This is a genomic window from Pseudomonas sp. H26/SER47-MNA-CIBAN-0231 (assembly GCF_040310465.1).
Taxonomy (GTDB): domain Bacteria; phylum Pseudomonadota; class Gammaproteobacteria; order Pseudomonadales; family Pseudomonadaceae; genus Aquipseudomonas; species Aquipseudomonas atacamensis.
This window is the reverse complement of record NZ_JBEOPW010000023.1, coordinates 68,108-75,601: the sequence shown is the minus strand read 5'-3', so window position 1 is coordinate 75,601 and position 7,494 is coordinate 68,108. Positions and strand designations below refer to the sequence as shown.

The 7,494-nt window shown below is 58.6% G+C and carries 10 protein-coding genes and 1 tRNA gene; 4 read left to right on the top strand and 7 right to left on the bottom strand.

Going from position 1 to position 7,494, the window contains the following annotated elements; genetic code table 11:
• Positions 1 to 104 precede the first annotated feature (104 nt).
• A tRNA-Arg gene (locus tag AAEZ10_RS25255) sits at positions 105 to 181 on the bottom strand.
• Between the two features lie 275 nt (positions 182 to 456).
• On the opposite strand from AAEZ10_RS25255, the gene folD reads away from it, so the two are divergent.
• Both folD and pbpG read left to right on the top strand, forming a co-directional pair.
• Positions 457 to 1,311: a bifunctional methylenetetrahydrofolate dehydrogenase/methenyltetrahydrofolate cyclohydrolase FolD gene (folD, locus tag AAEZ10_RS25250; protein WP_130928818.1), complete on the top strand. Its 855-nt coding sequence runs from the start codon at positions 457 to 459 to the stop codon at positions 1,309 to 1,311.
• Positions 1,312 to 1,541: 230 nt separating this feature from the next.
• Positions 1,542 to 2,480 (top strand): D-alanyl-D-alanine endopeptidase, encoded by a 939-nt coding sequence (gene pbpG, locus AAEZ10_RS25245; protein WP_073471341.1) that lies wholly within the window; start codon positions 1,542 to 1,544, stop codon positions 2,478 to 2,480.
• 54 nt (positions 2,481 to 2,534) lie between these two features.
• On the opposite strand, the gene AAEZ10_RS25240 is transcribed toward pbpG, so the two are convergent.
• The 3 genes from AAEZ10_RS25240 to AAEZ10_RS25230 form a co-directional block, all read right to left on the bottom strand.
• Positions 2,535 to 2,741 carry a hypothetical protein gene (locus tag AAEZ10_RS25240; protein WP_071172948.1) on the bottom strand — a complete coding sequence of 69 codons (207 nt, stop codon included), beginning with the start codon at positions 2,739 to 2,741 and terminating at the stop codon, positions 2,535 to 2,537.
• A gap of 12 nt (positions 2,742 to 2,753) precedes the next feature.
• Positions 2,754 to 2,960, bottom strand: a complete 207-nt coding sequence (locus AAEZ10_RS25235; RefSeq protein WP_024013462.1) for a DUF6021 family protein — start codon at positions 2,958 to 2,960, stop codon at positions 2,754 to 2,756.
• Positions 2,961 to 3,050: 90 nt separating this feature from the next.
• Entirely contained in the window at positions 3,051 to 3,722 is a 672-nt protein-coding gene (locus tag AAEZ10_RS25230) for a C39 family peptidase (RefSeq protein ID WP_122703702.1), read from the bottom strand.
• 234 nt (positions 3,723 to 3,956) lie between these two features.
• Between AAEZ10_RS25230 and AAEZ10_RS25225 the strand changes: the two genes are divergently transcribed.
• Complete coding sequence (locus AAEZ10_RS25225; protein ID WP_024013464.1) at positions 3,957 to 4,124, top strand: hypothetical protein; 168 nt, start codon at positions 3,957 to 3,959, stop codon at positions 4,122 to 4,124.
• Between the two features lie 125 nt (positions 4,125 to 4,249).
• On the opposite strand, the gene AAEZ10_RS25220 is transcribed toward AAEZ10_RS25225, so the two are convergent.
• Positions 4,250 to 4,999 carry a TerC family protein gene (locus tag AAEZ10_RS25220; protein ID WP_016775343.1) on the bottom strand — a complete coding sequence of 250 codons (750 nt, stop codon included), beginning with the start codon at positions 4,997 to 4,999 and terminating at the stop codon, positions 4,250 to 4,252.
• A 29-nt stretch (positions 5,000 to 5,028) separates the two neighbouring features.
• Entirely contained in the window at positions 5,029 to 5,271 is a 243-nt protein-coding gene (locus tag AAEZ10_RS25215; RefSeq protein WP_151550779.1) for a hypothetical protein, read from the bottom strand.
• A gap of 133 nt (positions 5,272 to 5,404) precedes the next feature.
• Between AAEZ10_RS25215 and nhaR the strand changes: the two genes are divergently transcribed.
• A complete protein-coding gene (nhaR, locus tag AAEZ10_RS25210; RefSeq protein WP_350571467.1) occupies positions 5,405 to 6,304 on the top strand; it encodes a transcriptional activator NhaR in 900 nt (299 codons plus the stop codon).
• On the opposite strand, the gene AAEZ10_RS25205 is transcribed toward nhaR, so the two are convergent.
• Positions 6,299 to 7,456, bottom strand: coding sequence for an MFS transporter (locus AAEZ10_RS25205; protein ID WP_076563567.1), 1,158 nt, complete (start codon positions 7,454 to 7,456; stop codon positions 6,299 to 6,301). The genes nhaR and AAEZ10_RS25205 overlap by 6 nt on opposite strands.
• Positions 7,457 to 7,494 lie beyond the last annotated feature (38 nt).

The window sequence follows — 7,494 nt, the reverse complement described above, 5'->3', positions numbered from 1 at the left end:
GTGGACGATGGGGATCGAACCCACGACAACGGGAGTCACAATCCCGTGCTCTACCAACTGAGCTACGCCCACCATATCGCGTTACTTGTGCCAAAGCTGCCTAATGGCGCACCCGGCAGGACTCGAACCTGCGACCATCCGCTTAGAAGGCGGATGCTCTATCCAGCTGAGCTACGGGCGCCTTGTTAATCTGTACTCTTAAAGGACTACAAACTAAGTGCTTTCCAGCGTCGCAAAACCTTGATTCCGCTTCACCTTCTTAACCAGTGCTAGGCTGTGCCCGACAAGTGCGACGAATAGTATAGAGGGCTCCAAAGGTCGTCAAATCCTTTTTGAAAAAAATTCATTTAATTAAAGGAGTTAGAGGAATTTGCTGACCAAGCGCCTTTGCCCTCACCGCTCGACATGCGAGAATACGTTCTCATTTTTTCCCCTCTCGATGGTTAATCACGCGCAATGACTGCACAACTAATCGACGGCAAATCGATCGCCGCCAGCCTGCGCCAGCAGATCGCCCAACGAGTTGCCGAGCGTCGCCAGCAAGGCCTGCGCACCCCCGGCCTCGCGGTGATCCTGGTCGGCAGCGATCCTGCCTCTCAGGTTTATGTCTCGCACAAGCGTAAAGACTGTGAAGAGGTTGGCTTCCTCTCTCAAGCCTACGACCTGCCCTCCGACACCACTCAGGAAGCCCTGACCAATCTGATCGATCGCCTCAATGACGACCCGGCCATCGACGGTGTTCTCCTGCAGTTGCCTCTGCCTGAACATCTCGACGCGTCCAAGCTGCTGGAACGCATTCGCCCGGATAAAGACGTCGACGGTTTCCATCCGTACAACGTCGGCCGCCTGGCCCAGCGCATCCCGCTGCTGCGCCCCTGCACCCCGAAAGGCATCATGACCTTGCTGGAAAGCACTGGCGCTGATCTTTACGGGATGGACGCGGTAGTCGTGGGCGCCTCGAATATCGTCGGTCGCCCGATGGCCATGGAATTGCTGCTGGCCGGCTGCACCGTCACCGTGACTCACCGCTTCACCAAGGATCTGGCGGGCCACGTCGGCCGCGCTGATCTGGTGGTCGTTGCCGCCGGCAAGCCGGGCCTGGTCAAGGGCGAGTGGATCAAGGAAGGCGCGATCGTGATCGACGTCGGCATCAACCGTCAGGACGACGGCAAACTGGTCGGTGACGTTGTCTACGAAACCGCCCTGCCCCGCGCCGGCTGGATCACCCCGGTACCGGGCGGCGTTGGCCCGATGACCCGCGCCTGCCTGCTGGAAAACACGCTCTACGCCGCAGAAACACTGCACGTCTGATCGAATTTTTCCGCTGCACCAGAACCCCGCCTCGTGCGGGGTTTTTCATGCCTGAGAAAAAACTTCAACCGTTCGCCGGAAACCGCTCTTTTTACAGGCCTTTTCACGAGATTTTCAGGTCTTTCAAACAACCATCGACAGTTCTTCAGCCATACTCCTAAAATGCGCCGGTTTTAAGAAATAACCCGTTACAAACTAACGATATATCCAACCTTTTAGAGTTCGCCCGCGTGAAAATTCGTCTCTCGATTCTGAGCCTGTTGTTTGCTGTTACAGGCACATTCATCACGCCAACGATCAACGCTGCGGAAACCACCGCTGCTCCACGTGACGCTTCGACATTGAAGATCGCGTCCGGCAGCGCCCTGCTCATGGATATGCAGACCAATAAAGTCATCTATTCCAGCAACCCTGACGTGATCGTGCCGATCGCTTCCGTCAGCAAGCTGATGACGGGCCTGGTCGTGGTAGAAGCTCGACAGAACATGGACGAATGGATCGATGTCGACATCAGGAACACTCCGGAAATGAAGGGTGTGTTCTCCCGGGTCAAACTCAAGAGTGAGCTGCCGCGCCGCGAGATGCTGCTGATCGCCTTGATGTCCTCGGAAAACCGCGCTGCCGCCAGCCTCGCCCATCACTATCCGGGCGGCTACGCTGCTTTTATCGCGGCAATGAACGCCAAGGCCAAGGCACTGGGCATGACCAGCACGCACTTTGTCGAGCCGACCGGCTTGTCGGAGCGCAACGTTTCCACCGCCCGCGACCTGAGCAAATTGCTGGTGGCCGCGCACAAGCAACCACTTCTGGTGCAACTGACCACCACCAAGGAAAAGACCGTGGCGTTCCGCAAGCCCAATTACACCTTGGGCTTTCGCAATACCGACCACTTGGTCAATAAGGCCGATTGGGACATCAAGATTACCAAGACCGGTTTTACCAACCCGGCCGGCCATTGCCTGGTGCTGGTGACGAAGATGGGCAACCGTCCGGTCGCCCTGGTGATTCTCGATGCGTTTGGCAAATACACGCATTTTGCCGACGCCAGCCGTATCCGCAGCTGGGTGGAAACCGGGCGCAGCGCCAGTGTTCCAGCGGTGGCACAGCAGTACAAAGCCGACAAGAACCTCAAGAGCCGTCAGAGCGGCGTGGTCGAGGCGGCGAAGTAGATTCAGCGATCATGAAAAAGCCCCGAATGTTCGGGGCTTTTTTCCGTCTGCGCATCAGTCGTTGGGCAGCGGCATTTTGTCGTCATCGGGGATACCATCGCCCGAGCTCGGCTCTGGCGAAACCTCCGGCGTCAGCACATTTGGCCGCGCCATCGGGTCGCGCATCGGGCTGTCCGGGTCCAGCACCGGATCAACCTCCGGCTCCGGCGTGGTCGGTACGCTGTCAGGTTTGTGGTCATCGAAGCTTGAATCGGTACTCATACGCACCTCACATCAAGGTTTCAGATCGGCTAACGGATCATAGGGCTTGGCCGGTTTCTTCGGATCTTCACCGGGCTCGACATCCAGCGGGGCTTTCGCCGGACCGACCGGATCAACTTGCGGATCGTCGAGGTCCGGCGAATCCGGATCGAAGCCCAGATCATCGCCCGAGGAATGTTCGGACGAGTGTGGGCCTTTCGGGTTTGGGGAATCTGCCATGTTGCCTCCTTGATTCACCCGCGAAGCACGGGCATTAATCTTCAGAGGCTCGCCGGGCGCAGTCGTGCCCGGCAGATGACGAACGGAGGTTTATTGCGCCGCGAGAGCCTTACGCGCCTGCGCCGCAGCGTTTTCTTCACCGGCCTGCGCCAGCTCATCGGCGGCTTTCAGCCAACGGGAGCGGTCGACAGATGCCGGAATCTGCGACGGTTTCTGAATCAGGATCGCCCAGCCACCGGCCTTGTCGAGCGCTGCTTGAAAGCTGCCGAAATCCATCAACTGCCGACGATTCATGCCGGCGCGCAGCAGGACCTTCTGCTTATTGCGATCGTAGCCGGACAGGATCGCGTAACGCGGCTCGGCCCAGAATGCTGAACCTTCGCTGAAACGCACCATGACCGGATAGCCCGCTGCGACCTGTGTCAGCAAGGCTGGCAGCTTGCTGTCGAGCGGATAAACCACCAGACCGTATTCGCGGGCGAGGTTCTGCATGTTCTGCTGCAGCTTGTCCTCAGCGCCCGGCAAGTGCAGCGGTTTTTCCAGAAGGCCCGGGGTGATGACGATGCCTTGTTGCGACAGCAGACTGGCGAGCACCTGCGGCCCGCTCTGATTGGCTTCGCCACGATAAAAGGTGCCGCTGAGTTCAACCCGCTCCGGCAAGCGCTTGACTTCTGGCGCTACGTTGCCCGCACATCCGCTCAGCAACACTGCGCAAGCGCCGGCAAGCAACGCTCCACGCACTCGAGAAAATACCTGCACCATCGTCACTCTCTTCCAGACGCCGGTCATCGTGTTCCGGCAACGCCAGCGATCATAGAGCCGCACCAGCCTGCGGTATAGCCTTAAACCGCAGACTCTGCGATTGCATAGAGCAAACTGATTGGTGACTAACGACCTTTGGTCAATAGCTTGAAACACCCCATTGACTAGACTGTCACTGAAATAGAGCGAATTGCGAAAAGCGGGCGCCCGATGCAGGGCGAAGAGGAGGCACCAATGAGCCTGACCATGACCATTGTGATGTTGATAGCCGGCTGGCTGGCCGTGGCGACTGCCATGTTGTGGGGCGTGCTGCGGATTTCGCGACGCCATCATCATCCGGTGCAGACGATGCCGGTGGAGAAGACAGAGAAGCACCCAGTGCGGCACATTGCTGCGCATTGAAGACCAACAAGGTCTTCCCCTTATGAGAGCGCTCAGCAGCACCAAGCTCTCGACAACTCAGCAAAAGGTGAATAAAAAACCGCCTGAGCTCAACCAGCCCAGGCGGTTTTTTGTGTTCTCAGCAATTACGCCTGCTGAGCAACCTTCTTCTGCTTCGCCCGGCGCGACAGCATGTTCAACACTTCGATACCGGCCGAGAACGCCATGGCCGCGTACACATAACCTTTAGGTACGTGGGCGCCGAAGCCTTCGGCGATCAGCGTCATGCCGATCATGATCAGGAAGCCCAGCGCCAGCATGACCACGGTCGGGTTGTCGTTGATGAACTTGGCCAGCGGATCAGCCGCGAGCAGCATCACCAGCACCGACACCACCACCGCGATGATCATGATCGGCAAGTGTTCGGTCATGCCGACAGCGGTAATGATGCTGTCGATCGAGAACACCATGTCGAGCATCAGGATCTGACCGATAGCCGCGGCAAAACCCAGGGTTACGGTGGAAGTCGCGGTCTTCGGGTCTTCCGGCGACGGGTCCATGCTGTGATGGATCTCGGTCGTTGCTTTCCACACCAGGAACAGGCCACCGGCGATCAGGATCATGTCCTTCCAGGAGAACGCCTGGCCAAGGATTTCGATCACAGGCTCGGTCAACTGCACGATGAACGCGATGGTGCTCAGCAGTGCCAGACGCAGAATCAGGGCCATGCCGATACCGATACGGCGCGCCTTCTGCCGATGCTGTTCGGGCAGCTTGTTGGTCAGGATCGAAATAAAGATCAGGTTATCGATGCCAAGCACGATTTCCATTACCACCAGTGTGGCCAAAGCAACCCAAGCGGTGGGGCTGGCGGCGAGTTCTAACAGATATTCCATGGGTCAGTCCTGACTCTGTGTAAGACGGTTTAGATGGTCTTGGAGGAAGATTCGGATTCTTCCGCGTGTTTTTCCGGGGTTTCTTTTTTCTCGATCAAACCACCGGTGGCATCACTGAGCGCTTGCTCAGCGGCTTTATGGGTGTCGTCAATCGCTTGCTTGGCAGTTTCAGCCGCCGCGCCCATCAGTTGCTGAGCGCTTTTTTCCGCCTGATCACAACCGGCCAGAACCAGTAAAGACGCAAACATCACTGCGGGAAATGTGTATTTCATAAGGTTTCCTTCGAATGAACAGACAGGCGCACACACCGGCCGTCGATGGCTGGGCATTCTAGGGAGATGAACACTTCAGGAAAATTCGTATTTTTAGCGGCTATACTTCGGTTTTCACGAAGTGGCGACTGATATGCTTAATTACCGACAACTGCATTACTTCTGGGTTGTGGCCAAAACCGGCAGCATCGTCCGCGCCTGCGAGCAGCTGAACCTGACGCCACAGACCATCAGCGGACAGATCTCACTGCTTGAACAAACCTATGGCGTGGAATTGTTTCGCCGGGTTGGCCGCCAGTTGGAACTCACCGAAGCCGGGCGCCAGGCCCTGCCCTACACCGAGCAGATGTTTCAGTTGGGCGGCGAGCTGGAACTGATGCTGCGTGCGCAGCCCAACGAACAGCAGATCCTCTTTCGCGTCGGCGTGGCCGACGTGGTGCCCAAATCCATTGTTTATCGCCTGATCGCGCCGACCATGGAATTGAGCGAGCCGCTGCGCATCACCTGTCGCGAAGACAAACTCGAACGCCTGCTCGCTGATCTGGCCATCCAGCGTCTGGATCTGGTGATTTCCGACAGTCCGATGCCTTCGCATCTGGACATCAAAGGCTACAGCCAGAAGCTCGGTGAGTGCGGGATCAGCTTCTTCGCCACCGCCGAACTTGCCGCGCAGTATGGCCAGGATTTCCCGCGCAGCCTGCACGGCGCACCGTTGCTGATTCCCGGCGCGGAAACCGTAGTGCGCAGCCGTTTGCAGCGCTGGTTCGCCGAACAGCAGATCCAGCCGCAGATTGTGGGCGAATTCGATGACAGTGCTTTGATGCAGGCCTTCGGCCAATCCGGCAGCGGGATCTTTATCGGTCCGAGCGTGATTGCCGAGGAAGTGAAGCGCCAGTACGGCGTCGAGTTGATCGGCCAGACCGACGCCGTGAGCGAGTCGTTCTATGCCATCTCGGTGGAGCGCAAGGTCAAGCACCCTGGCATCGTAGCGATTACCGAGGGTGCCCGACGCGAGCTGTTTACCGGGTTATGAAGCGCAGACTTCCCGCGGCTTCAGCGTCATCAGCACCATGGCGAGGAACACCGAAAGCAAAATGAAGCCGGCAGCGGCAAAGCCAAGGAAGCCCAGCCCGGCACTGTCGATCACCCGGCCGCCGACCATCGCGCCCAGGCCGATGCCGAGATTGGCCCCGGCGATGTTCAGTGACGCGGCGAAGGCCGGCGCTTCCGGCGCGGCTTTCATCAGGCGCACATGGCTGACCAGGAACAACGCCGCCTGGGTTACGCCCCAAATGCCCATCGCCACCGCCAGGCCGACTGGCGAATGAATGTTCGGCACCAGCGAAACCATACCGGCGATCATGAACGCACAAAACAACACCGACGCCCCCAGCGGATGCCGATCCACCGCACGCCCGCCGAGCGAGTTGCCGACCAGCCCGACTGCGCCAAACGCCATCAGGCACCAGCCGACCACGGTGCCGTTGAAACCGGCAAGTCGTTCGAGGATGTCAGCAAGGTAGGTGTAAGCGGTGAACATGCCGCTGAACACCAGAATCGACAACAAGATATGGCCGAGCATCAGCGGGCTGCGCAGGATCTTGAACTGCGAACGGAAGCTGACCTGATGCTGGTGCAGACTGGTTTTCGGCAGGTAGACAAACAGCAGCAAGGCTTTGGCAAACGCGATCAGCGCCAGAATGCCGAATGCGCTGCGCCAGCCGAACGCGTCGGAAATCAGCGTGCCGACCGGAATGCCGAACACAGTGGCGCAGACGATGCCGAAGCCGATCTTGGCGATGGCGCGGCCGGCGAAATCCGGGCCGACGATGTCGACGGCGGTTTCACTGGCCAATGCCCAGAACACCGGCAAACCCAACGCCGGAATCAGACGCGCGATGGCCATCACCCAGATATTCGGCGCCAACGCTGCAACGGTATTGGCCAGACCGAACATGATCAGAATGCTGATGAACAGTTTGCGCCGTTCAAAACGGGCGAAATAGGCGGTCAGGAACGGGCCGAACAGCGCCACGGTGAAGGCGAACAAGGTCACCAGCAGCCCGGCTTGCGGGATGCTGACTTCGAGGTCTCGGGCGATCGCCGGCAACAGGCCGACAATGACGAATTCCGTGGTCAGCACCGTGAACCCGGCGGCGGACAACAGAAGAATAGGCAACAGCATGCGCAACTCCAGCAAAACGACGACACCAGCGTTGACCC

Coding starts and splice junctions, on each gene's coding strand:
- folD (WP_130928818.1), top strand. CDS start 457: ATGACTGCACAACTAATCGACGGCAAATCGATCGCCGCCAGCCTGCGC.
- AAEZ10_RS25240 (WP_071172948.1), bottom strand. CDS start 2,741: ATGAGTACCGATTCAAGCTTCGATGACCACAAACCTGACAGCGTACCG.
- AAEZ10_RS25235 (WP_024013462.1), bottom strand. CDS start 2,960: ATGGCAGATTCCCCAAACCCGAAAGGCCCACACTCGTCCGAACATTCC.
- AAEZ10_RS25230 (WP_122703702.1), bottom strand. CDS start 3,722: ATGGTGCAGGTATTTTCTCGAGTGCGTGGAGCGTTGCTTGCCGGCGCT.
- AAEZ10_RS25225 (WP_024013464.1), top strand. CDS start 3,957: ATGAGCCTGACCATGACCATTGTGATGTTGATAGCCGGCTGGCTGGCC.
- AAEZ10_RS25220 (WP_016775343.1), bottom strand. CDS start 4,999: ATGGAATATCTGTTAGAACTCGCCGCCAGCCCCACCGCTTGGGTTGCT.
- AAEZ10_RS25215 (WP_151550779.1), bottom strand. CDS start 5,271: ATGAAATACACATTTCCCGCAGTGATGTTTGCGTCTTTACTGGTTCTG.
- nhaR (WP_350571467.1), top strand. CDS start 5,405: ATGCTTAATTACCGACAACTGCATTACTTCTGGGTTGTGGCCAAAACC.
- AAEZ10_RS25205 (WP_076563567.1), bottom strand. CDS start 7,456: ATGCTGTTGCCTATTCTTCTGTTGTCCGCCGCCGGGTTCACGGTGCTG.